The 23,755-nt window shown below is 64.8% G+C and carries 22 protein-coding genes; 11 read left to right on the top strand and 11 right to left on the bottom strand.

The genetic code is table 11. From position 1 onward, the window contains the following. Positions 1–10 precede the first annotated feature (10 nt). The gene (locus ACSFC5_RS01355; RefSeq protein WP_440763474.1) at positions 11–361 is read left to right on the top strand and encodes a hypothetical protein; all 351 of its coding nucleotides are present in this window, start codon (positions 11–13) and stop codon (positions 359–361) included. A 23-nt stretch (positions 362–384) separates the two neighbouring features. Here the strand turns inward: ACSFC5_RS01355 and ACSFC5_RS01360 are convergent, their stop codons facing one another. The 3 genes from ACSFC5_RS01360 to ACSFC5_RS01370 form a co-directional block, all read right to left on the bottom strand. Beyond that, positions 385–1,167, bottom strand: coding sequence for a hypothetical protein (locus tag ACSFC5_RS01360; RefSeq protein WP_440763475.1), 783 nt, complete (start codon positions 1,165–1,167; stop codon positions 385–387). 96 nt (positions 1,168–1,263) lie between these two features. Continuing rightward, positions 1,264–2,175 (bottom strand): pyridoxal 5'-phosphate synthase lyase subunit PdxS, encoded by a 912-nt coding sequence (pdxS, locus tag ACSFC5_RS01365; protein ID WP_440763476.1) that lies wholly within the window; start codon positions 2,173–2,175, stop codon positions 1,264–1,266. A 118-nt stretch (positions 2,176–2,293) separates the two neighbouring features. Next, the gene (locus ACSFC5_RS01370; RefSeq protein ID WP_440763477.1) at positions 2,294–3,079 is read right to left on the bottom strand and encodes an acetoacetate decarboxylase family protein; all 786 of its coding nucleotides are present in this window, start codon (positions 3,077–3,079) and stop codon (positions 2,294–2,296) included. Positions 3,080–3,562: 483 nt separating this feature from the next. Between ACSFC5_RS01370 and ACSFC5_RS01375 the strand changes: the two genes are divergently transcribed. Further along, complete coding sequence (locus tag ACSFC5_RS01375) at positions 3,563–4,249, top strand: DUF1405 domain-containing protein (protein WP_440763478.1); 687 nt, start codon at positions 3,563–3,565, stop codon at positions 4,247–4,249. 14 nt (positions 4,250–4,263) lie between these two features. On the opposite strand, the gene ACSFC5_RS01380 is transcribed toward ACSFC5_RS01375, so the two are convergent. After that, a complete protein-coding gene (locus tag ACSFC5_RS01380; protein WP_440763479.1) occupies positions 4,264–4,635 on the bottom strand; it encodes a DUF7344 domain-containing protein in 372 nt (123 codons plus the stop codon). 280 nt (positions 4,636–4,915) lie between these two features. Further along, positions 4,916–7,705 carry a valine--tRNA ligase gene (locus ACSFC5_RS01385; protein ID WP_440763480.1) on the bottom strand — a complete coding sequence of 930 codons (2,790 nt, stop codon included), beginning with the start codon at positions 7,703–7,705 and terminating at the stop codon, positions 4,916–4,918. Between the two features lie 275 nt (positions 7,706–7,980). Here ACSFC5_RS01385 and ACSFC5_RS01390 point away from each other — a divergent pair, with 275 nt between their 5' ends. Both ACSFC5_RS01390 and ACSFC5_RS01395 read left to right on the top strand, forming a co-directional pair. Beyond that, positions 7,981–8,814, top strand: coding sequence for a DUF4097 family beta strand repeat-containing protein (locus ACSFC5_RS01390; RefSeq protein ID WP_440763481.1), 834 nt, complete (start codon positions 7,981–7,983; stop codon positions 8,812–8,814). A gap of 92 nt (positions 8,815–8,906) precedes the next feature. Beyond that, a complete protein-coding gene (locus tag ACSFC5_RS01395; protein ID WP_440763482.1) occupies positions 8,907–9,725 on the top strand; it encodes a sensor domain-containing protein in 819 nt (272 codons plus the stop codon). Here ACSFC5_RS01395 and ACSFC5_RS01400 read toward each other — a convergent pair. Further along, the gene (locus ACSFC5_RS01400) at positions 9,706–10,341 is read right to left on the bottom strand and encodes a DUF8102 family protein (RefSeq protein ID WP_440763483.1); all 636 of its coding nucleotides are present in this window, start codon (positions 10,339–10,341) and stop codon (positions 9,706–9,708) included. The two genes, ACSFC5_RS01395 and ACSFC5_RS01400, sit on opposite strands and share 20 nt — an antisense overlap. Before the next feature lie 152 nt (positions 10,342–10,493). On the opposite strand from ACSFC5_RS01400, the gene ACSFC5_RS01405 reads away from it, so the two are divergent. The 4 genes from ACSFC5_RS01405 (at position 10,494) to ACSFC5_RS01420 (ending at position 17,124) form a co-directional block, all read left to right on the top strand. Then, positions 10,494–13,103, top strand: coding sequence for an efflux RND transporter permease subunit (locus tag ACSFC5_RS01405; RefSeq protein WP_440763484.1), 2,610 nt, complete (start codon positions 10,494–10,496; stop codon positions 13,101–13,103). 288 nt (positions 13,104–13,391) lie between these two features. Next, positions 13,392–13,871 carry a (2Fe-2S)-binding protein gene (locus ACSFC5_RS01410; protein WP_440763485.1) on the top strand — a complete coding sequence of 160 codons (480 nt, stop codon included), beginning with the start codon at positions 13,392–13,394 and terminating at the stop codon, positions 13,869–13,871. Continuing rightward, on the top strand, positions 13,868–16,255 hold the full coding sequence (locus tag ACSFC5_RS01415) for a xanthine dehydrogenase family protein molybdopterin-binding subunit (protein ID WP_440763486.1): 2,388 nt from the start codon (positions 13,868–13,870) through the stop codon (positions 16,253–16,255). Before ACSFC5_RS01410 ends, ACSFC5_RS01415 begins: the two co-directional genes overlap by 4 nt. Beyond that, positions 16,255–17,124, top strand: a complete 870-nt coding sequence (locus tag ACSFC5_RS01420; protein ID WP_440763487.1) for an FAD binding domain-containing protein — start codon at positions 16,255–16,257, stop codon at positions 17,122–17,124. The genes ACSFC5_RS01415 and ACSFC5_RS01420 overlap by 1 nt, the downstream gene beginning before the upstream one ends. 133 nt (positions 17,125–17,257) lie before the next feature. On the opposite strand, the gene ACSFC5_RS01425 is transcribed toward ACSFC5_RS01420, so the two are convergent. From ACSFC5_RS01425 to ACSFC5_RS01435, 3 genes are all read right to left on the bottom strand, one after another. Next, positions 17,258–17,545, bottom strand: coding sequence for a hypothetical protein (locus ACSFC5_RS01425; RefSeq protein ID WP_440763488.1), 288 nt, complete (start codon positions 17,543–17,545; stop codon positions 17,258–17,260). Between the two features lie 138 nt (positions 17,546–17,683). Then, a complete protein-coding gene (locus ACSFC5_RS01430; protein WP_440763489.1) occupies positions 17,684–17,986 on the bottom strand; it encodes a DUF8011 family protein in 303 nt (100 codons plus the stop codon). Positions 17,987–18,067: 81 nt separating this feature from the next. Next, the gene (locus ACSFC5_RS01435; protein WP_440763490.1) at positions 18,068–18,313 is read right to left on the bottom strand and encodes an acetyl-CoA carboxylase; all 246 of its coding nucleotides are present in this window, start codon (positions 18,311–18,313) and stop codon (positions 18,068–18,070) included. A gap of 186 nt (positions 18,314–18,499) precedes the next feature. Here ACSFC5_RS01435 and ACSFC5_RS01440 point away from each other — a divergent pair, with 186 nt between their 5' ends. Genes ACSFC5_RS01440 through ACSFC5_RS01450 form a run of 3 tightly spaced genes read left to right on the top strand, consistent with a single transcriptional unit; the run spans position 18,500 to position 21,737 of the window. Further along, positions 18,500–19,402, top strand: coding sequence for a 5-oxoprolinase subunit B family protein (locus ACSFC5_RS01440; protein WP_440763491.1), 903 nt, complete (start codon positions 18,500–18,502; stop codon positions 19,400–19,402). Continuing rightward, entirely contained in the window at positions 19,402–20,367 is a 966-nt protein-coding gene (locus ACSFC5_RS01445) for a 5-oxoprolinase subunit C family protein (RefSeq protein ID WP_440763492.1), read from the top strand. The genes ACSFC5_RS01440 and ACSFC5_RS01445 overlap by 1 nt, the downstream gene beginning before the upstream one ends. A gap of 17 nt (positions 20,368–20,384) precedes the next feature. After that, complete coding sequence (locus ACSFC5_RS01450; RefSeq protein ID WP_440763493.1) at positions 20,385–21,737, top strand: acetyl-CoA carboxylase biotin carboxylase subunit; 1,353 nt, start codon at positions 20,385–20,387, stop codon at positions 21,735–21,737. Positions 21,738–21,768: 31 nt separating this feature from the next. Here the strand turns inward: ACSFC5_RS01450 and ACSFC5_RS01455 are convergent, their stop codons facing one another. Then, on the bottom strand, positions 21,769–22,530 hold the full coding sequence (locus ACSFC5_RS01455; protein WP_440763494.1) for a LamB/YcsF family protein: 762 nt from the start codon (positions 22,528–22,530) through the stop codon (positions 21,769–21,771). A gap of 149 nt (positions 22,531–22,679) precedes the next feature. After that, the gene (locus ACSFC5_RS01460) at positions 22,680–23,585 is read right to left on the bottom strand and encodes an HFX_2341 family transcriptional regulator (protein ID WP_440763495.1); all 906 of its coding nucleotides are present in this window, start codon (positions 23,583–23,585) and stop codon (positions 22,680–22,682) included. Positions 23,586–23,755 lie beyond the last annotated feature (170 nt).

The raw sequence follows: 23,755 nt of genomic DNA on the forward strand, positions 1-23,755 counted from the left end.
GTAGCCACCGATGGGAGCCCGAACCGACGCCGCACTCACGATACTCGTTCTCGCCGCCGTCGGTATCGCCCTCGTTCTGGTCGACGCACCGCTGTCGCCGCTCGCGCTCGCCCTCGGCGGACTCGGCACGATTGCGTTCGAACTCGTCGCCGCTCGAGACGTGGCTACCGTTCGAGAGTACTGGGAGCGGCCGGTAGTACAGGCAGTGTCCGTCGTCCTCGCGTTAATCGTCGTGGCCGTCGGTGCTTCCATCGCGCCAACCGTGGTGCTATCGTTGTTCTGTGGCGGTGCGATAACGTACCTCGCGTTTCTCGGACTCGTCGGCGCGGGGCTCGTTTCGCCACCACAGACGTGGTGGTAAGCGTGGCCGCCGGTCGCGTCGGTTCAGCGCTTCGAGCCGCGGGCCGTCTTCCAGCGGCGGCCGTAGATCCGTGGGAGCGCATCGACCTTCGCCCCGCGAACGTTGCTCGGGACAGTCGATACGCGCGTCGAGACGCTGGCCGGCAGCGGACCGTAGGGAACCGACGACACCGTCGTCGGATTGTTCGAGACCGGCCGCCGGCCGGCGTAGCCGGAGCCGCGCTGTTTCGACTCGTACAGCTCTTCGAATTTCGAGTGCCCCTCGAGAACCCCTCTGCGGGCTGTTTTCGCCGCCTTTTTCGCCTGCTGCTGGAGCGCCGCATCCGGCGCATCGGCTTTCACGTCGTCGACGAACGATCCGACGTCGGCAGCCGCTTCGGAGTCGCCGGAGGAGTCGAGCAGATCCGGGCCGACGACGTCCTCGAGTTCGGCTGTGAGCTGTCGCAGCTCCGTCTGGAAATCGACGAGGTCGACGGTGTTCCAGAGCTCTCGGAGGTGGATAACGTGCCGGATCGTGCTGAGATCCAACGCTACGTCCGGATCCCGCTCGCGAATCGCTTCCGGGAGCTCGTTCAAGTCGAGAAGATCCGGCAGCGCCGATACGTCGACGACGTCGGGTAACTTCTCGAGGTCGATCGTCCCGAAGAGGTCTTCGACTTCCTCGACGACGTCCCAGAGTTCGGCCGCCGTCGTCGACAGCGTTTCGTCCGACTCGTCGGTGGTGGTTTCCTCGAGTAACCGAACGGCTCCCGCTTTAAGGTTCTCGGACAGTTGTTCGAACGTGGACGAAGACGATGCCTGGCTCATACGGACCGTAGGCGACGTACGGAGAAAACGAAGGTGCTTGCCGAACGGTCGCGGTAGAGGGGGTTAGCAGAGAAGTGATTTCTCGCCTGCGGGCGGTTAGACGCCGCGGCCCTGCAGTTTCTCTTCCTCGGCGAGATCCGCGTTCGCGTCGCCTTTCATCCCCTTGCCGAGGTGCTTCGAGATCCCGGCGAGCGTCTCGGGGTCGTCCCAGTTGTTCGTCGCCTCGACGATCGCTTCGGCCATCTCCGGCGGGTTCTCGGCGCCGAAGATGCCGCTGCCGACGAAGATGCCGTCGCACTCGTGGTGCATCATGAGCGCGGCGTCGGCCGGCGTCGCGATGCCGCCAGCCGCGAAGTTGACGACGGGGAGTCGCCCCATCTCGGCGGTCTCGTGGACCAGTTCCGCGGGCGCTTCGATCTCGCGAGCGTAGGCCTCCCGTTCCTCGTGTTTCATGCCCTCGAGTTCGCGAATCGCGCCCTTGATCGTGCGCTGGTGGTGGACGGCCTGGTTGACGTCGCCGGTGCCGGCCTCGCCCTTCGTTCGAATCATCGCCGCGCCCTCGTCGATCCGTCGCAGGGCCTCACCGAGGTTTCGGGCTCCGCAGACGAACGGTGCGGTGAAATCGCGCTTGTCGATGTGGTAGGCGTCGTCGGCGGGAGTCAGCACTTCCGACTCGTCGATCATGTCAACGCCGACGGCCTCGAGAATCTGGGCTTCCTTCGTGTGCCCGATACGAGACTTCCCCATCACCGGAATCGAGACCTCATCGACGATCTCCTCGACGTCCGCGGGGTCCGCCATCCGGGCGACCCCGCCGCGCTTGCGGATATCCGCGGGGACGGCCTCGAGCGACATGACGGCGACGGCACCGGCGTCCTCGGCGATTCGGGCCTGCTCTTTGTTCACGACGTCCATGATGACGCCGCCTTTCTGCATTCTGGCAAATCCGCGCTTGACGAGGTCGGTCCCGCGGCGCAGTTCCTCGAGATCGGTCTCAGTCTCGGTCATACTGCGCCGTTAGGAGCCACCACACTTACGCGTATCCGTTCCGGATACGACTGGTTGACGAACCGAGATGCTGCGCGACGGATCGGCAGAATCGCTCCCGCGATACCGGCCCCGGCACTCACAATGCATCGACCGGAGCGCCCGCGTGGAGCCGCGCGCGAGCCCGGGAGCCGTACAGACGCGCGATCGGGCGATTCCAACAGCCGAGCGTCGCCCGTAGCTCGGACTCGATCTCGAGGCTCGCACCGACCGGCGAGCCGACGGCGATCTGGCCGCGAATCTCGGCTCGCGTTCGCAGCAGGTCGCCGCCCTTCGTCGTGTAACTCCACATCGACCAGTCGCGGTCGCGAGCGGTCGCGCGAGTTCGCGGCCGCGGAACCTCGAGGCGGACGGTCGGCGTCTCGGTCCCGCCGTTGCCGACGACGGCTCGCAGCCCCCGCGGCCCGTCGGTAACCGTAATGTCGGCCCGTTCTTTGGGGTAGCCCCAGATCTCGCGGCCGAGCGCGACCGACGCGTCGGTCGTCACCGGCAGCCAGTGGACGTAGCCGCCGACTTCCCCGTCGACTAACTGGGCGATCGGGAGCGACGTTCGACTCCCGCGGACGGCCGGAACGATGACCGCAAACTCGTCGTAGGGCTCGAGGCCGGTTTCACCGTCGTTCGCATCCGCACCCTCGTTCCGTCCGCCGCCGACGCGGTGGTACTGAATCCCGACGAATGTCACGCAGCCGATACCCGGTGCGATCGCGAGCGCGGAGAGACCGGACGGCAACAGCGCCTCGAGTCGAGCCCGTAGCGCCGGGACCGTGACGCCGCCGAGCGCGAACTCGAGGTCGAGCGGCAGGGCGATTTCGTGGCCGGTCGAGAGGGTCGCTCGAGTCGGATCGTCGGCTTTGGAGTGCATACGGGACGTAACGACGTGATGCCGGATAGTGGCTCGGGTGGAGTGATCGTCTGATCGCGACGGTATCGAGACGTATTCCGTGTTCAGTATAAGCGAGAGATACATCACTTTGGTCCGATCGAACCACGTGCGGTGGCGTGCGCTGAGCCGTGGTGAGCGATGAGTGAACCACGGCTCGAATCTGCGCGAGGGATGAGGGAGCGAGCCAGCGAGCGACCGAATCGGCTGGGGAGGGCGTGGCAATCACCGCCGCCAGCGAGAGCAGCGCGCTCGTCTTCAGTTTCCATCGTCTACACTCGAGCGTTCACTACGCCAAACGAGTGAACAGCAGTCACGCGAGAGACGCTGGTCGAACGAGAAACGACTGAAAACGGGACTCGGCCCGTCCGATCGACGACTGAGAATCGACATCCGACAATCGACGACCGATACCCGCCAACCGCTACTGTTTTGCGAGCGTCGACCGTCACGGTAGATGAAACGATGTCCGCGACGACCCGGCTGCCCGACCGTGACCCGTTGCCGACGTATCTCGCGCCCGTTCCGAAGCGACTCGAGGACCTCGGCCTCCGGTTCGCCTGGCTCGTCGTGGCGATCAACCTTGCGGGGACGGCCTTCGGCTTCTGGTACTACTCGGGACAGTTCGCCGAGACGCCGGCGGTGATGTGGCCGTGGGTGCCCGACAGCCCGATGGCGACGCTGTTCATCGCGCTCGCCATCGCCGCGTGGAAACTCGGCTACGAACAGCCGTGGCTGACGTCGCTGGCGTTCTTCGGAAACATCATCCTCGGCCTCTGGACGCCGTACACGCTGCTCGCGTTTGCCGACGCGTACGGCTACCTGCACCCGCTGATGTTCCAGTTCCTCTTCTGGAGCCACCTCGCGATGGTCGTCCAGGCGTTCGTCCTCCACCGGATCACCGACTTCCCGGTCTGGGCGGTCGCCGTCGCGCTCGTCTGGTACGGGAGCAACCTGATCGTCGACTACTTCGTCCCGATCGTCGGCGACCCGCATCACACCTCGATCCCCGTCGCTCGAGACGAGCCGATGTACCTCGGGGCCGACGCGCTCGGCGTCGTCGCCGCCGGCGAAGTGACGTTTACGCTACTCGCGCTGTTTCTCGCGCTCGCGACCTGCGTCAAAAAGGTCCAATCGTCGTGCGCGACCTGAATCCCCGGGCGCCACTAGGCCGACCGGGGCCGTCGTCCGTCCTCGAGCGATGCCAGTTCGAGGTACGGATCGAGGATTCGAGCCGCATCACGACGTTCGATCGTCCCAGTCGTCGAATCGTATCGAACGACGGCCGCGTCGATCAGCTTCGGCAGGTGGGCGTGGTGGAATCGAGTCGAGACCGCCTCGAGTCGTTCCGGTGTCAGGTCGCCGTTGCGGTGGGCGATCCCTTCGACGAGTTCGTCGACCGACACCGCCCCAACTTTCTGAGAGAGGTACGACAACGCGTCCCGTCGCTGCTCTTCGAGCAGGAGTTCGAAGACGGCGTTCGTGGAGAGGGATGCGGTGCTGTTCGAAGATTTCACGTTCGAGGTTTCTGTCGTCATAGTGCTCTGTACTCGGCTTACACGGCTGCTCGCAACCTGTCGACGAACGACAACTTCAGCAGAGCACACCTCACGAATGGGTGAGATGTGTCATAAACTTTCTGCTACTATTGTACTAATTTCCAGAATGTTTTGCCAATGTCCTGCAACTCACATGAAATTCGTGACAATCCAATAGTTTGACCTGCATGGGGACTGAATGTACACTGTTCGAACCTCCATGCAGTCAACGCTTTTGGACGCCGGTCAACAGCGCGAAGAGCGGTAACGAGCCGCGGCGTTACTCGAGGACGACGATCGCCGACTCGGTTTCGATCATCTCGCCGGCACCCGAGTAGCTTCGCTCGAGTTCGACCTCGAACAGATCGTCCTCGAGTTCTTCGCCGGCAACGCGAAGCACGTCGGCATCGTCGTCGATCTCGTACTCTCCGCTGTCGATGCCCGCGTCGATCTCGCCGACCTTCGAGCCGAACTCGGGTCCGAGCGTCGAGTAGTCGAGATCGATGTTCGCGACCTCCGTCGTCACCTCGGGTTCGTCCTCGAGCACGGTCAGCTCCTGGACGTGCATTACGTTCTGGATGGCGTCCTCGAAGCCCTCGATGGGGCCGTAGACCGACACCGACTCGAGATCGGCGTTCAACGGCAACTGGTTCTCGCTCTTGTAGCGTCGCAGCGCCGAGATGACCTCCATCGCGGTCTCGCCGGCCTCGAGGTCGGCCTCGTACCCCTGCGGTGCGGGCCAGTCGCGAGTGTGGAGGCTGGTTTCGGCGAGGCTCCCCTCGGTATCGCTGTACACCGCCTGCCAGATCTCTTCCGTCACGTGGGGCAGGAACGGCGCCCACAGCTCGAGGAACGTGCGGTGAGCCGTCCGCAGGGCGTACTGCGTCGAGGGGTTGTCCTCGCGCCCCTTCGCGATCTCGAGGTAGTCGTCACAGAACGTGTTCCAGAAGAACGTCCGCAGCCGATCGCGAGCTTTCGCGAACTCGTAATTCTCGAGGTGGGTCGTCAGCGTCTCGACGGCGTCGTCGAGTTCGGCGAGCAGCCAGCGGTCGATCGCCTCGAGTTCGGCCGGCTCCTCGGGTGCGGCGGGAGCGAGGGTGTCGACGAGTTTCGAAGCGTTCCAGAGCTTGCGCAGGAGCTTCTCGCCTGCGGTCAGGTCTTTCTCCTGGTAGGGGAAGTCGTCGCCGACGGCGGCGCTTGCGGCCCAGAAGCGGACGGCGTCGACCGGGTACTCCGAGAGCACCGTGTCGGGTTCGACGACGTTCCCCCGCGATTTGGACATCTTCTCGCGGTTCTCGTCGAGGACGTGGCCGTTGATCAGCGTCGCGTCGAACGGCACCTCGCCGGTGTGTTCGTAACACTTGACGATCGTGTGGAACAACCAGAACGAGATGATGTCGTGGCCCTGCGGCCGCAGATCGAAGGGGTAGAGTTCGGGGTTGTCCATCCGGAACGCTTCGGCCTCGGCGTCCCAGTCCCAGCCCGCGTTGATGAGGGGCGTCAGCGAGGAAGTCGCCCACGTGTCGAAGACGTCTTCCTCCGGGACGAACTCGTCGTTGCCGCACTCCGGACAGGCGTCGACCGGTGGCTCGTCCGAGAGCGGGTCGACGGGTAGCTCCTCGCGCTCGGCCATGATCTCGTGGTCGCACTCCTCGCAGTACCAGACCGGGAACGGGATCCCCGAATCGCGTTGGCGGGAGATCAGCCAGTCCCACTCGAGGCCCTCGATCCAGTGCTGGTAGCGGGTGAACATCTTCTCCGGGTACCAGTCCATCTCCCGGCCGGCCTCGAGGTACTCCTCCTTGTGATCCAGAATCTCGACGTACCACTGCTTGGAGACGCGGAACTCGACGGGCGTGTCACAGCGCTCGTGGACGCCGACGGCGTGGGTGATCTCCCAGCGGTCGCGGAGGTAGCCCTCCTCCTCGAGGTCCTCGACGATGGCCTCGCGGGCCTCCTCCGTGGAGAGCCCCTCGTAGGGACCGGCGAGGTCGGTCATCGTCGCGGACTCGTCGATCGCGACGCGCAGCGGGAGGTCGTGGGCCTGGTACCACTCGATGTCGTTCTGGTCGCCGAAGGTACAGCACATGACGACGCCGCTGCCTTTCTCCATGTCGACGCGCTCGTCTTCGATGATCGGCACCTCGTGGCCGAAGAGCGGGATTCGAGCGGTCTCGCCGACGAGATCCTGGTTTGCCTCGTCGTCGGGGTGGACGAAGACGGAGACGCAGGCCGGGATCAGTTCGGGTCGGGTCGTCGAGATGACGAACTCCTCTCGAGGTGGGTTTTCTCCGGCGAGTTCGAACGCGATGTCGTTGAAATGCGAGTGTCGCTCGTCGTCCTCGGTCTCGACCTGCGAGATGGCCGTTTCGCACTCGGGACACCAGATCGCGGGGGCCTTCTTGCGGTACTCGCGTTTCTTCTCGTAGAGATCGAGGAAGGAGAGCTGCGAGATGCGCTGGACGCGGGGTTCGATCGTCTTGTAGGTGTTGTTCCAGTCGATCGAAGTCCCGAGGTTCTGCATCTTCTCTGTGAACTCGGCCTCGTACTCTGCACAGACCTCGCGACAGCGTTCCTGGAACTCGCGTCGCTCGTAGTCCTGGTGGCGGATGTCCAGTTCCTCCTCGGTTAGCCGTTCCGAGGCAATTCCGTTGTCGTCGTAGCCGAACGGAAAGAGGACGTCGCCGTCGGCCATTCGCTGGAAACGGGCCGCGAAGTCCTGCAGCGTGGAGCCGTAGAGGTGGCCCATGTGCAGGCTGCCCGAGACCGTCGGCGGCGGCGTGTCGATCGCGTAGGTCGTGTTGGGATCCTGGCCCGGATCGCCGTCGTACGCGTAGACGTCCGCGTCGATCCAGCGACGTTGCCAGCGTGACTCGACCGCTTCGGGATCGTAACCGCCCTCGAGGCTCGGCTCGGCGTCTCCGGCGTCGTCCGCTTCCTGCTCAGGCGCGTCCGTACTCATGTTCTCACCGCCCGCTTCGGGCGTCGTCCGTGCGTCGTCGTGTCGTCGAAACTGTGGTCGTTCATTGGAGATACCGGTCGTTGCTCGGTGAATGCTGGTCGCCGACAATACATCCGTCGAAACGGGGTGGGTGGTGTGGGGCTATGATGCCCCTACGAAAACGGCGTCGGACGGGCCGTCGGGCGTGTCGGCCGTACTCGCGACGGTGTCGGACATACGTGGCTGTACTGCGGGGAACGGTGTTAGGTGTTTCGTCGCGAACGCGGCTCCCTCGAGTCGACCCGGACCGCCAGCCGAGCGCTAGTATAAAAATACAGGGGTCCGATTGGGACGCCGACAGTCGATCGATCGGGTTAACGTGGTATCACGTTCTGCATGGAACTATGAGCGCGCAGACGTCGAGACGAACGGTGCTCGGGGCTGCAGGGGCGAGTCTGCTGTCGGCACTCGCGGGCTGTAGCGGGATGACGCCGCTGGTCGGTCGACGGACCGAGGCGCACGAAACGCTCTCGACGGCGGACGCGGACCGACTCGCCGTCTACGGCAACGTGGGCGAAATCACGGTCGTCGGTACCGATCGCGACGATGTCGCCCTCGACATCGAGAAGCAGGCGAGTTCGATCCGAACCGACCTCGAGGAGCTCGAACTCCGAACCGAAACCGACGGCGACACCCTCGAGATCCGCTCGGAGTGGACGGGGAGCGTCGGCTGGTTCGAGAGCCAACCCACGATGAACCTCGACATCGACGTTCCAGAGGCCCTCGCGATCGAGCGAATCGAAGCGAGCGTCGGCCGCGTGAGGGTAACGGATGTGACGGGCGATCCGACGATCGAGGCGAACACGGGTGAGATCCAGGTCTCGAACGTCGACGGGACTGTCGGCGCGCGGACGAACACCGGCGAGATAGAGATCCGCGACGTCGAGGGAATCGAAGACGTGCACACGACCACCGGCAGCGTCGCGACCGACGTGCCCGCGATCGACGGCGAGACGACGATCAGCGCGACGACCGGCAGCGTCTCCGCCGCCGTCGATCCGGATCTCGATGCCGAACTCCACGCGAGTACCAGCACTGGCGAGGTCGACGTCGCCGGGCTCGAGTTGACCGACGAGACACGCGAAAATGACCTCGTGACGGGAACGCTGGGCGACGGCGGGCCGACGCTGCGACTCGAGACGACGACGGGAGAAGTCGACGTGTCGCCGCTGTCTTGATCGGGAGGAAAACGGCGGGGGTCGCGGCGCGTTCGCCCCCGTTTCATCAGATGGCGAACGTTTATTTTTTCGCGGGGAGCACTCACGATCGAATGGCGCGCACCGCGACGACACTCACTGACGGCCACCTCGGACGAGCGGCGGCGGGGCTCAAACGGTTCGTTGCGGTGCCGTTCAAGCGCCAAACGTACCTCAATCTGACCTATCTGTTGCTCGCCTTTCCGCTGGGCATCGCTTACTTCGTGTTCGTCGTGACGGGAGTGTTACTCGGCATCGGCCTCTCGATTATCCTCGTCGGGATTCCGCTCCTGGCCGCCGTGGTCGTCGCCTCGCTCGCCGTCGCGGGCTTCGAACGCTGGCTGACGGCCGCGCTGCTGGACGTCGAAATTGCCCCGCGGACGACCCCCCACGGAGACACGCACACCGAGCAGATTCGCTCGCTCACGACTCACCGAAAGACGTGGACATCGCTGCTGTATCTCCCCGTAAAACTCGTGCTCGGCGTCGTCTCGTTCGCGCTCGTCGGTACCGGCTTTTCGACCGCGGTAGCCATGCTCGCGGTCCCGCTCTACTACGATCAGCCGGGGTTGTACGTCGGCACGGTGTCGGATCGTGCGCCCGAGATCCACCGGACGCTGTATCTCGGCTGGGACTACCTGCTCGTCAGCGTCGACGCCGTGTTCACCGTCGGCTACTGGGAGATTACGACGCTTCCGCAGGCGCTCACGGTCGCGGTACTCGGCGTCGGGCTACTGTTCGGTACGTTCCACGCCCTCAACGCGCTCGCTCGCGGCTGGAGTCAGTTCGCGCGACTCGCACTCGAGGACGGCTACGACCCCCTTGCGGTCGTCGTCCGTCGACTCGGCTCTCCGGCGGAAGCCCCGAACGACCTTACTCGCCCAAGCGAATAACCGCGATCCCGTCCGAAACGCGCTCGAGGTCGCCGTCGAGGTAGGTCGCCAGTCGCTCGAGCGACGGTCCGCCGTCGTCGCCGTCGACCCTGACCACGCGAATGCGGTCGTGTCCGGTCGCATCGTAGTTGCCCTGCATGACGAGCGAAAACAGCTCTCGCGGCGTTACCGGATCGCCGGCATCCAACCGTGCGGTGATCCCCTCGAGCGACGATTCGACCGCCGTCTCGACGTCGAAGGTCACGTCGACGGAGACGGTTTCGTCCCGGTCGGTCGCGGCGAGGTACTCCTCGGAACTCCTGACAGCGGGTGCGAGAATCTCCTCGAAGTCGACGCCGTATCGCTCGGTCCCGAGGTAGACGAAGGCGAACATCGCCCGGAGCCCGTCCAGGAACGCGTCGTCGGTTGTCGTTCGCTCGAACACCTGCTTTCGGTCCTTCTCGGGCAGCGTGTGGAGGAGGAGGTCGAAATCGAGGACGGCCGCGTGAATCCGGCGACGGATGCGCGCCTCGGCGTTTCGCTTCGACTGTTCGTGGCTCATCTCCCGGTCGCCTAGCAGGTAGGCTCGGTCGGCCGGGCTGAGCACGCCGCGTTCGCGGTCGGTATCCGTGTTCATAATCGGTATCGGATTATACAACATCGATTTCGATCCGAAGCCCTATGGCTCTCCCGATTCGAATACGATTTAATGAACCCGAGTCCGCGGGCCGTCACTCCACGCCGTTACCGAGTCGCGTGGCGTGACGGAAGGGGAGGGACGGAGAGCCAATGAGCGGAGGAATCGGAAGGCGGTACGCGAATTTCGTCGTCTCGCACAGCCGCCTCGTCGTCGTGCTGGTCCTGTTGCTCACCGCCGTCATCGCGGCCGGCGCGGCGATCGGTGAGAGCGAGGACGGCGAGATCGGGCAGTTCGACGTCGACTCTGAGGAGACCGAGGCCCTCGATGAGATCGACGCCACCTACGGCACGGACGACGGTGTCGTCGCCCAACTCGTCGTTCGCGACGAGGGCGGCGACGTACTGACCAAGGAATCGCTGCTCGAGGGGCTGTACCTCCAACAGGAGGTACGCGAAGACGACGACCTAAACGCGACGCTCGACGAGCAAGGGTTCGTCGGCCTCGAGAACATCGTCGCAACGGCTGCGGTGTTCGAGGACCGGGCTGCGGACGCTAACGGCCCGCCCGATACGAGCGAGCCGACCCTCGAAGAGGGGATCGAAGCACTCGAGTCGCGCTCCGACGCGGAGGTCGAGGCGCTGCTCGCGGACGTGCTCGATCCCGACAGCAATCGGGGCGGTGAGGACGCCTACGAGTTCCTCCCGACCAGCTACGAACCGGGCGAGACCGAGGCCGAATCGCGGATCACCTTCATTTTCCAAATCGACGATAGCGGCCCTGACGAGGAGCCACAGGCGGCCTACGACGCGCAGGTCGAGATCGACGGACTGGTCGACGAGCGCTTCGACGACGCGTTCCTCTTCGGGCAGGGAATCACGGACGCGGCGTCCTCGAGCGCCGTCGGCGACAGCTTTGCGATCATTACGCCCGTCGCGCTCGTGCTCGTCCTTGGCGTCCTCGCGATCACGTACCGGGACGTCGTCGACGTACTCATCGCGGTCTTCGGAATCGCTGTCGTCATGGCCTGGCTCGCGGGTATTCAGGGCTGGCTCGAGATCCCCTCGAGCCAACTGCTCATCGCCGTCCCCTTCCTCCTGATCGGGCTGAGCATCGACTACGCGCTCCACGTCGTGATGCGGTATCGGGAGGCCAGAGCCGGCGAACTCGAGGGGGCACAGTCACAATCGGCGACGGAGAACGGGGAACCAGTCGACGCACATGGAGAGACTGACGGTGGCGTGATCGGGACACGGGCTGGAATGACGCTCGGCCTGTCGGGGGTTGTCCTCGCGCTCGGGGCGGCGACGGTCTCGACGGGCGTCGGGTTCCTCTCGAACGTGGTCAGTCCGCTGCCAGCGATTCAGGATTTCGCGATCCTGAGCGCCGGCGGCATTCTCGCGACGTTCGTCGCCTTCGCCGTCCTCGTCCCGGCGCTCAAGGTCGAGGTCGACGACGTGCTCGAGAACCGGTTCGGACGAAATCAAGCGAAGCAGCCGTTCGGAACGGGCACGAGCGTCGTCAACCGCGTCCTCTCGCGATTCGTGGCGCTCGCTCGCCGCGCGCCGCTTGCGGTCGTGCTGATCGGATTCTTGCTTGCGACCGGCGGCGCCTACGGCGCGACGACGATCGATACGGAGTTCAATCAGGCCGATTTCCTCCCCGAAGACGCCCCCGAGTGGGCTAAGTCCCTCCCCGGGCCGCTGGCGCCGGACACGTACACGATCAGCGACGACGCCGCCTATCTCGGCGCGAACTTCGCCGAACGCGGAGAAGGGAGTCAAACACAGATACTGATACGTGGCGACGTGACCGATCCCGACGCGCTCGTGGCGATGGACGATGCGATCAGGGGGGTCGGCGACGACAGTACGATCATCGTTCGACCGGGCGGCGCTGCAGCGATCGACGGCCCGCCGGCGGCCATCCGGGAACTCGCGAGCGAGAACGAGAGCGTCGCCGCCGCGCTCGAGGAGCGCGACACGACCGGCGACGGCCTGCCGAACGAGGACGTCGCCGGGTTCTACGACGTGCTGTTCGATGTCGATCCGGACCGAGCCAGCGAGGTGATCTACCGGACCGACGACGCGAGCTACGAGACGTCCCGGCTACTGGTCAGCGTGCAGGGTGACGCGGCCGCACAGACCGTCGCCGACGACACTCGTGACCTCGCGGCCGCGATCCAGAGCGCTGGGCCAGTCACCGCAGTCGCGGCTGGCGGCCCCGTAACGACCGCCGTCGTCCAGGACGCGCTGCTCGAGACGCTCGTCCAGGCGTTCGCGATCACGCTGGTCGTCATCCTCGTGTTCCTCACGGCTCTCTACTGGGTTCGCCACCGGGCGCTCTCGCTGGGCGTGGTCACGCTCGCACCCGTGGTCGCCGCCCTCGCGTGGCTGCTCGGCGCGATGGCGCTGCTCGACCTCCCGTTCAACAGCGAGACGGCCGTCATCACCAGCCTCGCGATCGGTCTCGGCGTCGACTACAGCATCCACGTCGGCGAGCGGTTTATCGACGAGCGCGACGATAGAGAGTCGCTCGAAGACGCCCTCGCAGCGACCATCACCGGCACCGGCGGCGCGCTGTTGGGCAGTGCGGCGACGACGGCGGCCGGCTTCGGCGTGCTCGCGCTGGCACTGGCACCGCCGTTACAGCGGTTCGGGCTGGTGACGGGGCTGAGCATCATCTTCGCGTTCGTCGCCTGCCTCACCGTCCTGCCGTGTCTGCTCGTGCTCCGGGAGCGGGTGCTCGCTCGAGCGGGCTAACGGGCTTTTTTCGCTTCAGGTCGATCGGTTCGATTATCGCGCACCTGGTTCGTCGAAAGCGACCGACCGTTCGGGTGTCGTCCGCACCGTCGACCGCGCTCGAGTGGCGCTACTCGTGCGGCAATACGGGACGCGCAAGTGATATGTTTGGGCCGCTGACGGTCAGAAGCGGTGATTTCCGTCACAAACTTATTTACCTCGATGCGGTGTGCATAGAGTGTGAGTTTCTAACACGAGGGTTGGAAACAATACTCAGTACGGGGCCGATCGGATGCTCCGGGAGTAATAATGTCAGAACACAACATTTCTGTAACAGTTAACGGCACACACCACGATCTGACGGTCGAACCACGAACGCTGCTCGTCTCGGCGCTCCGAGAGGATCTCGGCTACACCGGGGCGAACGTCGGCTGTGAGACCGGGCGATGCGGCGCCTGTACCGTCAGGGTGGACGGCGAAACGATCAAATCCTGTACGCGGTTTGCCGTCCAAGCGGACGGCGCGGAGATCGAGACGGTCGAAGGACTCGCCGACGACGGCGAACTGTCGACCCTGCAGGAGCAGTTTCAGGAGAATCACGGGCTCCAGTGTGGCTACTGTACCCCCGGGATGCTCATGTCCGCCGACACGTTCTTGCGGGAAAACGAGGATCCGTCGCGCGAGGAGATTCGGGACGCCATCGAAGGGAACCTCTGTCGATGCACCGGCTACCACAACATCGTCGACGCGATCGAAGCCACGGCGGATCAGTTGGGTGAGCAACGATGAGCGACGCGGACGCGAGCGGAGCGTCCGACGGCGACGGTAGCGGGGCCTTCGGCGCCGCGATCGAGCGCGGCGAGGACGTTCCGCTACTGACCGGGTCCGGGGAGTACACCGACGATATCTCCCTGCGCGGAACGACGCATCTGGCGATTCGGCGCTCCGATCACGCTCACGCGCGTATCGAGAACGTCGACACCGGTGACGCGGAAGCGATGGAAGGCGTGCTCGCGGTGTTCACCGGCGAAGACGTCGTCGACAGCGGCGTTCCGAACACGATTCCGACCGCCTGGGACCTTCCGGGGCTCGTCCAGCCTCAGTACCGCATGCTCGCTACGGACAAAGTGCGCCACGAGGGAACTGCCGTCGCCGCCGTCGTTGCGGAGACCCGACACGCGGCCGCCGACGCCCTCGAGCACATTTCGGTCGAGTACGAGGAACTCGAGCACGCCACCGATCCGGTCGAGGCCGTCGAGGGCGACGTCCCGCCGGTCCACGACGAGGCCGAGGACAACGTGGCCTTCGACTTCGAACTCGGGGACGCGGACGCGACCGACGAGGCGTTCGCCGACGCCGATCGAGTCGCGAGCGTCGACCTTCGACAGCCGCGTCTCATCCCGAACGCAATGGAGCCGCGGGCGGCCCTCGCGGACTGGGAGGAGGCGACGGGGAAGCTCCGCCTCTGGATGACGAGCCAGAACCCCCACCTCCACCGGATGCTGCTCTCGGCGGGGACGCTCGGACTGCCGGAGAACAAGATTCAGGTGATCGCCCCCGAGGTCGGCGGCGGCTTCGGCAGCAAGATCTACCACTACCCCGACGAGGCCGTGACGGCGTGGTGTTCGATGCAACTCGGCCGGCCGGTGAAGTGGCAGGCGACGCGCTCGGAGAGCTACCTGACCGACTGCCACGGTCGGGATCACGTGACGACCGGCGAAATCGCGCTCGACGACGACGGGACGATTCGCGGCGTTCGCGTCGAGACCCACGCCGGACTGGGGGCACAGCTCTCGCAGTTCGGAACGGCGACGCCCTCCTACCTGTATGCGACCGTCCTCTCAGGCCAGTACACCATTCCGGCCATCCACTGCCGCGTCGTCGGCGCATTCACGAACACGACGCCCGTCGACGCCTACCGCGGTGCGGGGCGAGCCGAAGGGATCTACGTGATCGAACGGCTCGTCGACGTCGCCGCGCGGGAACTCGAGATGGACCCGGCCGAACTGCGCCGGCGAAACCTCGTCCCGCCCGACGAGTTCCCCTACGAGTCGGCAGCCGCGCTGGTCTACGACAGCGGCGAGTACGAGCGCGCGATGGATCTAGCGCTCGAGCACGTCGACTACGAGAAGCTGCGCGAGCGCCAACGCGAGCTTCGAGACGAGGATCGATACATCGGCATCGGTATCGGCAGCTTCATCGAATCGGCCGGGCTCTCGCCCTCGGGACTCGCGGGCGACCTCGGTGCCCAAGCCGGCGGCTGGGAGAGCTCGATCGTCCGCTTCGACTCGACGGGATCGGTGACGGTTCTCGCGGGAACGGCCGATCAGGGACAGGGCCATCGAACGACCTACGCCCAGATCGCGGCCGAAGAACTCGGCGTCTCCGTCGACGACGTCACGGTCGTCGAAGGGGATACGGATCGAATCCCGCAGGGGATGGGCACCTACGGGAGCCGCAGCGCCTCGGTCGGCGGCGGCTCCATCGCCCGCGGTGCTCGGGAGGTCAGAGAGAAAGCCCGCCGGATCGCGGCCCACCAACTCGAGACCAGCGTCGACGACATCGAGTTCGACGACGGCGAGTTCCACGTCGCCGGCGCGCCGGATCGCTCGCTGCACATCCAGACCATCGCCCACGAGGCCTACCTCGGCCACGACCTGCCCGAGGGGATGGATCCGGGGCTCGAGGAGACGAACTTCTACGACCCGGAGAACTTCACCTACCCCTTCGGCACGCACGTCGCGGTCGTCGAGGTCGAACCGGAGACAGGCGAGATCGAGATCGAACGCTACGTCGCAGTCGACGACTGCGGCGAGATCATCAACCCGATGATCGTCGAGGGACAGGTCCACGGCGGGATCGCACAGGGGATCGGCGCGGCGCTCTACGAGGGTGCGGCGTACGACGACGAGGGCCACCTCCGAACCCGTCGGATGGACGAGTACGTCGTCCCGCACGCGACGCAGTTGCCCGACTTCGAGACGGACAACACGGTGACGCCGAGCCCGCACAACCCCATCGGCGTGAAAGGCGTCGGCGAATCGGCGACCATCGCGGCGGCGCCGACGATCGTCTCGGCCGTTGCGGACGCCCTGAAGCCGTTCGGCGTCGACCACATCGACATGCCGATCACGCCGGAGTCTGTCTGGCAGGCCACTGGGGGTGGTGACTGATGTACACGAACGACTTCGACTACCACCGCGCCGATAGCGTCGAAGAGGCGGTCGAACTGCTCGGCGACCACGACAACGCCGAGCTGGTCGCCGGCGCGCACGGATTGCTGCCGCGGATGAAGACCGGAGACGAGTCGCCGCCGGCGCTCGTCGACATCGGGCAGTTGAGCGGGCTCGACTCGATCGAAGAACTGGACGACGAGAACGGCATCTCGGTGGGGGCGCTCGCCACACACGCGGAAATCGCCGAATCGGAGATCGTCCGCGAACGCGCGACTGCGCTCGCCGACGCCGCGTCCGAATTGGGCGATCCGCCGGTCCGAAACGGGGGTACGATCGGCGGCAACCTCGCCCACGGCGATCCGCGCTCGGATCCGCCGGCCGCCCTGCTCGCGCTCGAGGGCACCCTCGAGGTTCGCGGCTCGGACGGCGAGCGAACGATCGATGCTACCGACCTTTTCGAGGGACCGTTCGAGACGGCCGTCGGCGAGGACGAGGTCGTCACTGCGATTCGGATTCCGACCGACGACGCCGTGAGCGGCTACCGAAAACGTCGAGATCCGCTCTCGGGCTACGCGATGATCGGTGTGGGCGTCTGGCTCCGGACCGACGACGAAACGATCGAGGCGGCTCGAGTCGCCGTCACCGGCGCGACGACGACGCCCGCGAGACTGTCGGCTGTCGAGGACGAACTCGAGGGGAGTGCGGTGAGCGAAGAGACGATCACCGCGGCAGCAGCGGCGGCCGGCACCGAGCTCGATGCCGACGCGTTCGTCTCGGACGTGCAAGCCAGCGCCGAGTACCGCGAGCACCTGCTGACGATCGATACCGAGCGAGCGCTGTCCGACGCGCTCGACGTCGGTCAGTAATCGATCGGCGGTCGCTCTTGGGGAAATTCGCGGGGACGAGGATCCCGCGAGAACGACGAACCGGCGGCGTTCGCCCTCGTCGATCACGGCACAGACCGCTACGTCGTCTCCGCGAAAGCCGCCGAGAGAGGTATTACACGAACGTATTGAAAGACGCGATACCGACTGCGATCATTAGGAGACCGAGAGCGACCACGATGACGGCACCGACCCAGTTGCCGATACGGTAGGTCAACGAGTGCTCCCGATTGGAATCCTCCCCCCTGAAGACGCTGAAGAGGCCGTTCAGGAGGACGAGCGTCGTCGAGAGCACGAGGACGCTGTAGGCCACTAGGCCGGCGAGTACGAGGCTGGCGACGATCGCCAGACTCCCGAGTAGTGCCAGTCCGTATCCGACGGCGTAGAGCTGTCTGGGCACCATCCCCAACTCGTACTGACACTACAGCCATAGTCGATATGTATCCACCGGTCAGTCATCCCCTGGAACTAACCGACACCCGTTGCCCAAGCGCGTCGTCTCGCGTTTGCTCGAGAAAGAACGGAAAGAAGTGCTCCAGCGCTACCGCTCGCCCAGTATCACCTCCGGCGCAAGTAGGGTGAGGGTTATGAGTGTGACGAGCAGACAGAGAGCGAGTACCCGCAAAGCACCGGAAAGCAGTCGGCGATCCCTCGGGAGCGATTCCGCGAACCCGACAAGGACGAACGCAACCGCGACGACGAGTGTACTCGCGGACCCGCCGCGTAGCGGGAGTCCAAAGGAGACGTACAGACCGGTGAAGACGAGCGAGAAGACGAAGAACAGCAGCGCCTCGGACCGCCCGTCCGGCTCGCGGAATACATACCGCTTGATTCGGGTAAACACAATTCTAAATAAGGCGAACAGTATATAAAAATAGCATGTCAACGACGGCGAGGCGGTGACCGAACGCGATCGACCTGACCGTTAGTCGGTCTCGAAAACCAGCAGTTCGTCGCCGGCGTCGACTTCCTGCTCGTTTGCCGCGAGGAACTCCGTAACCGTGCCGTCCGCCGGCGCGGTGATGTCGTGGAAGTTCTTCATAACGCCGACCAACCCGACGACGTCTCCCTCCGAAACCTCGTCGCCTTCGTCGACGAACGTCGGGTCGTCTGGATCGGGACGCGTGTAGAAGACGCCGGGCATCGGTGACTGGATGTGTTCTGTCGCCATTTATGAAATCCTACTACTGAGTAGGGCGGCCGAGCATATAGGTTTTGACAAACCTATACCTCCTCGAACATCACCGTAAACACATCATTCACCATAGTTTACGAACTCGTGTAATTGTTTTAGTACGTTTCTCGTCCGACTCTAGTCGGCATCTATACAGTGGTAACCGTTCTCTTGAGACGTAGGATGAGCGAGCAAACGATAACGAGGCAAGAGCTTCCGTCACCGCGGTACGAGTACGGCGGGGACGACTGGGTGTTCGTCGAACTCGACGAGGCGATGAGCTTCGACGCGAACTTCAAGGCACAAGCGATCACGCAGGAGATCCGTCGGAACAGCCTCGAGGGACTCGTCGAGGTCGCGCCGTCGAACGCCTCCTACCTGATCCAGTTCGATCCGGCCGTGTTGCATCCCGACGAACTGATCGAGGAGCTGAAATCGCTCGAGGACGAGATCGACGTCTCCGACTACCAGTGGGAGGCGCGGGTGTTCGACATCCCCGTTTTCTACAACGATCCGTGGACCCACGACACGCTGATGGACTTCCGGGAGCGCCACCAGGATCCGGACGCGACGGACCTCGAGTACTCCGCGGAACTCAACGGTTTCGACTCCGTCGAGGCGTTTATCGACCACCACTCAGGCGCGCCGCACATGGTGACAATGATCGGCTTCGTCCCCGGACTGCCCTTTTGTTTCCAGATGGTGCCCCGCGACGAGCAGATCGAGGTGCCGAAGTACGAACAGCCGCGGACGGCGACGCCGAGCCGAGCGATCGGCTTCGGCGGCGCGTTCACCGCCATCTACCCCGTCCCCGGGGCCGGCGGCTACCAGCTCTACGGTCGAACGCCCGTCGAGGTGTTAGACGTCGACCAGGAGCTGTCGGCGTTCGAAGAGTCGATGGTGCTCCCCAACCCGGGCGACATCCTCAATTTCCGGCAGATCGACCGCGAGGAGTACGACGCGATCCGCGAGGAAGTGGAGGACGGCAGCTACGAGTACAACTACGATCGAGTCGACTTCGAGCCCCAGGCGTTCTTCGAGGACCCGGACGGCTACAACGAGCGGCTCCTGGAGGTGCTCGAGTAATGCGGGTTCTCGACGGCGGACTCGTCACGACGGTACAGGACACCGGCCGCCACGGACACTACCACATCGGCATGCCGCCCTCCGGCGCGATGGACCAGTTCGCCCACAAGGTCGGCAACTGGCTCGTCGGCAACGACGAGTCCGACGCGACCCTCGAGATGACCTATATGGGCGCGGACGTCGAGTTCGAGGACGACGCCGTCTTCGCTGTCACGGGGGCGGACATGCAGCCCACACTCGAGGACGAGCCGGTCCCGACGTGGACGGCCGTCCGGGCCGACGCGGGCGACACGCTCAGTCTCGAGTTCGCGACGGAGGGCGCGCGAACGTACTTCGCCGTCGCCGGTGGCGTCGACATCGAGCCGGTGATGGGGAGTCGGTCGACGTACACCCTGATCGGCATTGGCGGCCACGAAGGGCGGTCGCTCGAGGCGGGCGACGAACTGCCCATCGGCGAGCCCTCGGCGGACGTCGACAACGTGATCGGAAACTCGATCGACGAGGCGGACCGCCCGGATTACTCGACGAACGAGATCAACGTCGTGATGGGGCTCTGTGATTATCGTCTCACTGACGAGGGCCGACAGCGCTTCCTCGACGCCGACTGGAAGGTCTCCGACGAGGCCGACCGCGTCGGCTACCGGTTCGAAGGCCCCGACATCAGAGATATGTTCGAGGAGCGCGAGCAGCCGTTCGGTGCCGGAACGGACGTCACCAACGTCGTCGACCTCGGCTACCCCGTCGGCTCCATCCAGATGGCCGGCCAGCCGATCATCCTGATGCGAGACGCCGTCACCGGCGGCGGCTACACCACCGTCGGAACGATCGTCAGCCCCGACCGCGGCGCGCTCTCACAGTGTCGAACCCACAGCACCGTCGACTTCAACGCGGTCGATGTGGAGGAGGCGCTCGAGATCCGTCGCGAGCGAGACGAACTACTTACGGACATTCAGGAGTCGCTGTAGGGCGAATTTACCAATAAATGATCACCAAAGTACTCGTTGCGAACCGAGGCGAAATCGCGGTCCGCGTAATGCAAGCGGCGACCGAACTCGGCATCGACACCGTTGCCGTCTACAGCGACGCCGACGAGACGGCCAAACACGTCCGCCGCGCGGACGAGGCCGCTCACGTCGGCTCCTCCGTTGCCGGCAAAAGCTATCTCGACCAGGAGTCGCTGCTCGAGGCGGCGAGCGAAACCGGCGCCGACGCGATCCACCCGGGCTACGGCTTCCTCGCGGAGAACGAGTCGTTCGCCCGCCGCGTCGAAGACTCCGAGTTCATCTGGATCGGGCCGCCGGCGGACGCGATGGCGGACTTCGGCGAGAAGACGAAAGCGCGCGCCATCATGGCCGACGCCGGCGTCCCGATCGTTCCCGGAACCGACGAACCGATCGACGACCCGGAACGGGTGAAAGCCTTCGGCGACGAGCACGGCTACCCGGTCGCGATCAAGGCCGACGGCGGCGGCGGCGGTCGCGGGCTGAAAGTCGTCGACGGTCCCGACGAGGCCGAAGAGGCGTTCAAAAACGCCAAACGCGAGGGCGAGGCCTACTTCGACAACGACGCGGTTTACGTCGAGCGCTTCCTCGAGAACCCGCGCCACATCGAAGTGCAGGTCATCGGCGACGAGCACGGGAACGTCCGCCACCTCTACGAACGGGACTGCTCGGTGCAGCGCCGTCAACAGAAGCTCATCGAGGAGACGCCCTCGCCGGTACTCGACGAGGAGACGCGGGAAGAGCTCTGTGAGTCCGCCCGATCCGGCGTCGCAGAGGCAGGCTACAGCAACGCCGGCACGGTCGAGTTCCTCTACGAGGACGGCGAGTTCTACTTCCTCGAGGTCAACGCCCGGATTCAGGTCGAACACACTGTCACTGAGGCGGTGACCGGAATAGATATCGTCAAAGAACAGTTCCGCGTCGCCGCGGGCGAAGCGATCTCGTTCGAACAGGACGAGGTGAAGACCCGCGGAGCGGCGATGGAGTTCCGAATCAACGCCGAGGACCCGTACAATGACTTTTCACCGACGCCGGGCACCCTCGAGACGTACCGACCGCCCACGGGAATGGGTGTCCGCGTCGACGACGGCGTCAATCAGGACGACCGGATCAGTCCGTTCTACGATTCGCTCGTCGGGAAGTTCATCGTGACCGCACAGGATCGAACGGAAGTCCTCGAACGAAGTAAGCGGGTCCTCGAGGAGACCGACATCGAGGGCATCTCGACGACGATTCCGTTCCACCTCGCGGTGCTCGCAGACGACGCATTCGTCGACAGCGAGCACACGACGAAGTACCTCGACGAGCAGTTCGAGGGGCTGGACGACGCGTGATCGTCCGATAACTCGGGCGATTCGCGGGGAATCAGACCAGTTCGTCGAGGCGAGCCAGTTCGATTTCCTCCGCCTCGAGTCGCTCGTGGATCGTCTCGAGTAACTCGACGGCGTTCGGGCCGTCGCCGTGGATACAGATGGACGACGCGGGGACGTCGATCGTGGTGCCGTCGACGGCCTCGACTTCGCCGCGGGTCGCGATGGAGACGACGCGATCTGCGACCAGTTCGGGATCCTTCGGCTCGACCGATTTCTCGACGATCAGGGTTCGGTCGGGGTTGTAGTCGAGGTCGACGTAGCCCTCGAAGACGGCGTCTAGCTCGTCGTACTCCTCGGCGACCTCGTAGATGTTCATATCGGTCGCCAGATAGACGAGGTCGGGATCGACCTCGAGGATGCCCTCCATGACGGCTCGGCAGTGGTCCGCGCTCTCGGAGAGCATCGAGTACATCGCGCCGTGTGGTTTGACGTGCTGGACGCTCGCTCCGTGGCGCTTCGCAAAGGCCAGCAGCGCGCCTAACTGGTAGACGACGTAGTCGCGCACCTCCTCGGGCGTCGCGTCCATCGTTCGCCGGCCGAATCCCATCTTATCTGGCAGACCGGGGTGGATGCCGATCCCCACGTCGTGTTCCGCCGCGAGTTCGACGGTCTCGCGCATGACGTGGGGGTCGCCCGCGTGGTAGCCGCCGGCGATGTTCGCGGAGGTGATGTACGGCATCACCTCGTCGTCGCGTCCCATCGTCCAGTTACCGAAACTCTCGCCCATGTCGCAGTTGATGTCGATTGCTGTCATCGGTGAATCGGTCCCGTACCACGTCCTTCGTCGTCGATCTACTTGAGGTATCGTGGCCCAACCGGGTTGGGGACCCGCTCGTCCGCGACGGCAATCGACACTCGTCGGTGCTCGAGAACGGTCGCGAAAACGCCCGACTTCGCGCAGTACTACGACTCCGAACCGCTGTCGGAGTGCGCTCGTACCCACAGCTCGCCGATCCGGGAGAGTCTGGTTCGGTAGGATTTCCCGTGTTCCTCGCGCTCGATGTAGCCCTTGCCGCCGGGACCCAATCGATCGACGTTGTAGATGACCTTCGAACGGAAGCTGTCGGTGTACTCCTCGTTGAGTTCGCGGGCCAGCGCCTCGGCCAGCTCGGAGACCGAGTCGAACTCGCCGTCCTCGCCGAGTTTGTAGAGGATGAGCTCCTCGAAGGGTTTGACGTTCGAGAAGGAGGCGACCGGCAGCTCGACGATGTGCTTGCCGTCGATCTCTTTGGCCCCGATGGTCGTCCCGCGCTCGTCGAACTCCGAGAGGAGGTCGCGGGCGCTCTTGAGCCGGGACTCGATCCGATCGCCGTCGATAGCCGCTTCCTGCGCCCCTAGATCTTCGAGGATGGCGATCTGTTCGCGCAGTTCCTCGGCGAGTTCCGTCTCGAGGTACTTCTCGGGAGCCGTGTAGTAGGTGTGGATCCCCTCGCGATCCTCCTGGCGTTCGACCATCAGCGAGTGGGCGGCGTTGGCGAACGCGAAGCTGACGGTCCGGGGCATCGCGGCGACGTTCACCCAGACCTCGTTCCCGGCGTCGAGCTCTCCCGTGATGAGATCGTAGGCCTGCTCGAAGGCCGCGTCGTAGTCGTAGACGTCCTCGAGGACGAACCGCTCCGTACTCGCCCCTAGCAGGTTCCGGAAGTCGGTCTCGAGCTTCTCCGAGAGGTGTCTGGAGTACTCGACGTTGGCTTCGCTCCCGACGGCACCCTCGAGCAAAATGACGCTGTCGACGTCGATCTGATCGCGCACCAGCGGCGCGATCAGCCGGTCGTAGTCGAAGCCGACCGGGACGATGTGGGTTTGCATACGTGATACAGCGGGACTGAAGTTATAAAAACTGCCAGTCTCGCGACCGTTCGAACGGACGGCATCGCGGTCGGCTCGCGCGCCGGTTCAGACATCGTGGGGATCGAGGGGTGTCCTCGATCGGACTCGAAGAGATCGCGGCGGGCCGATTCGGGGGTCCCGGTGGGCCG

Source organism: Natronorubrum marinum, assembly GCF_052040125.1.
GTDB lineage: Archaea > Halobacteriota > Halobacteria > Halobacteriales > Natrialbaceae > Natronorubrum.

What these genes read in the sequence shown, in the direction of transcription:
- ACSFC5_RS01405 (WP_440763484.1), top strand. Translation starts at nt 10,494, where the DNA reads ATGAGCGGAGGAATCGGAAGGCGGTACGCGAATTTCGTCGTCTCGCAC.
- ACSFC5_RS01445 (WP_440763492.1), top strand. Translation starts at nt 19,402, where the DNA reads ATGCGGGTTCTCGACGGCGGACTCGTCACGACGGTACAGGACACCGGC.
- ACSFC5_RS01440 (WP_440763491.1), top strand. Translation starts at nt 18,500, where the DNA reads ATGAGCGAGCAAACGATAACGAGGCAAGAGCTTCCGTCACCGCGGTAC.
- ACSFC5_RS01425 (WP_440763488.1), bottom strand. Translation starts at nt 17,545, where the DNA reads ATGGTGCCCAGACAGCTCTACGCCGTCGGATACGGACTGGCACTACTC.
- ACSFC5_RS01380 (WP_440763479.1), bottom strand. Translation starts at nt 4,635, where the DNA reads ATGACGACAGAAACCTCGAACGTGAAATCTTCGAACAGCACCGCATCC.
- ACSFC5_RS01395 (WP_440763482.1), top strand. Translation starts at nt 8,907, where the DNA reads ATGGCGCGCACCGCGACGACACTCACTGACGGCCACCTCGGACGAGCG.
- ACSFC5_RS01455 (WP_440763494.1), bottom strand. Translation starts at nt 22,530, where the DNA reads ATGACAGCAATCGACATCAACTGCGACATGGGCGAGAGTTTCGGTAAC.
- ACSFC5_RS01420 (WP_440763487.1), top strand. Translation starts at nt 16,255, where the DNA reads ATGTACACGAACGACTTCGACTACCACCGCGCCGATAGCGTCGAAGAG.
- ACSFC5_RS01450 (WP_440763493.1), top strand. Translation starts at nt 20,385, where the DNA reads ATGATCACCAAAGTACTCGTTGCGAACCGAGGCGAAATCGCGGTCCGC.
- ACSFC5_RS01355 (WP_440763474.1), top strand. Translation starts at nt 11, where the DNA reads ATGGGAGCCCGAACCGACGCCGCACTCACGATACTCGTTCTCGCCGCC.
- pdxS (WP_440763476.1), bottom strand. Translation starts at nt 2,175, where the DNA reads ATGACCGAGACTGAGACCGATCTCGAGGAACTGCGCCGCGGGACCGAC.
- ACSFC5_RS01375 (WP_440763478.1), top strand. Translation starts at nt 3,563, where the DNA reads ATGTCCGCGACGACCCGGCTGCCCGACCGTGACCCGTTGCCGACGTAT.
- ACSFC5_RS01415 (WP_440763486.1), top strand. Translation starts at nt 13,868, where the DNA reads ATGAGCGACGCGGACGCGAGCGGAGCGTCCGACGGCGACGGTAGCGGG.
- ACSFC5_RS01410 (WP_440763485.1), top strand. Translation starts at nt 13,392, where the DNA reads ATGTCAGAACACAACATTTCTGTAACAGTTAACGGCACACACCACGAT.
- ACSFC5_RS01400 (WP_440763483.1), bottom strand. Translation starts at nt 10,341, where the DNA reads ATGAACACGGATACCGACCGCGAACGCGGCGTGCTCAGCCCGGCCGAC.
- ACSFC5_RS01435 (WP_440763490.1), bottom strand. Translation starts at nt 18,313, where the DNA reads ATGGCGACAGAACACATCCAGTCACCGATGCCCGGCGTCTTCTACACG.
- ACSFC5_RS01460 (WP_440763495.1), bottom strand. Translation starts at nt 23,585, where the DNA reads ATGCAAACCCACATCGTCCCGGTCGGCTTCGACTACGACCGGCTGATC.
- ACSFC5_RS01390 (WP_440763481.1), top strand. Translation starts at nt 7,981, where the DNA reads ATGAGCGCGCAGACGTCGAGACGAACGGTGCTCGGGGCTGCAGGGGCG.
- ACSFC5_RS01360 (WP_440763475.1), bottom strand. Translation starts at nt 1,167, where the DNA reads ATGAGCCAGGCATCGTCTTCGTCCACGTTCGAACAACTGTCCGAGAAC.
- ACSFC5_RS01370 (WP_440763477.1), bottom strand. Translation starts at nt 3,079, where the DNA reads ATGCACTCCAAAGCCGACGATCCGACTCGAGCGACCCTCTCGACCGGC.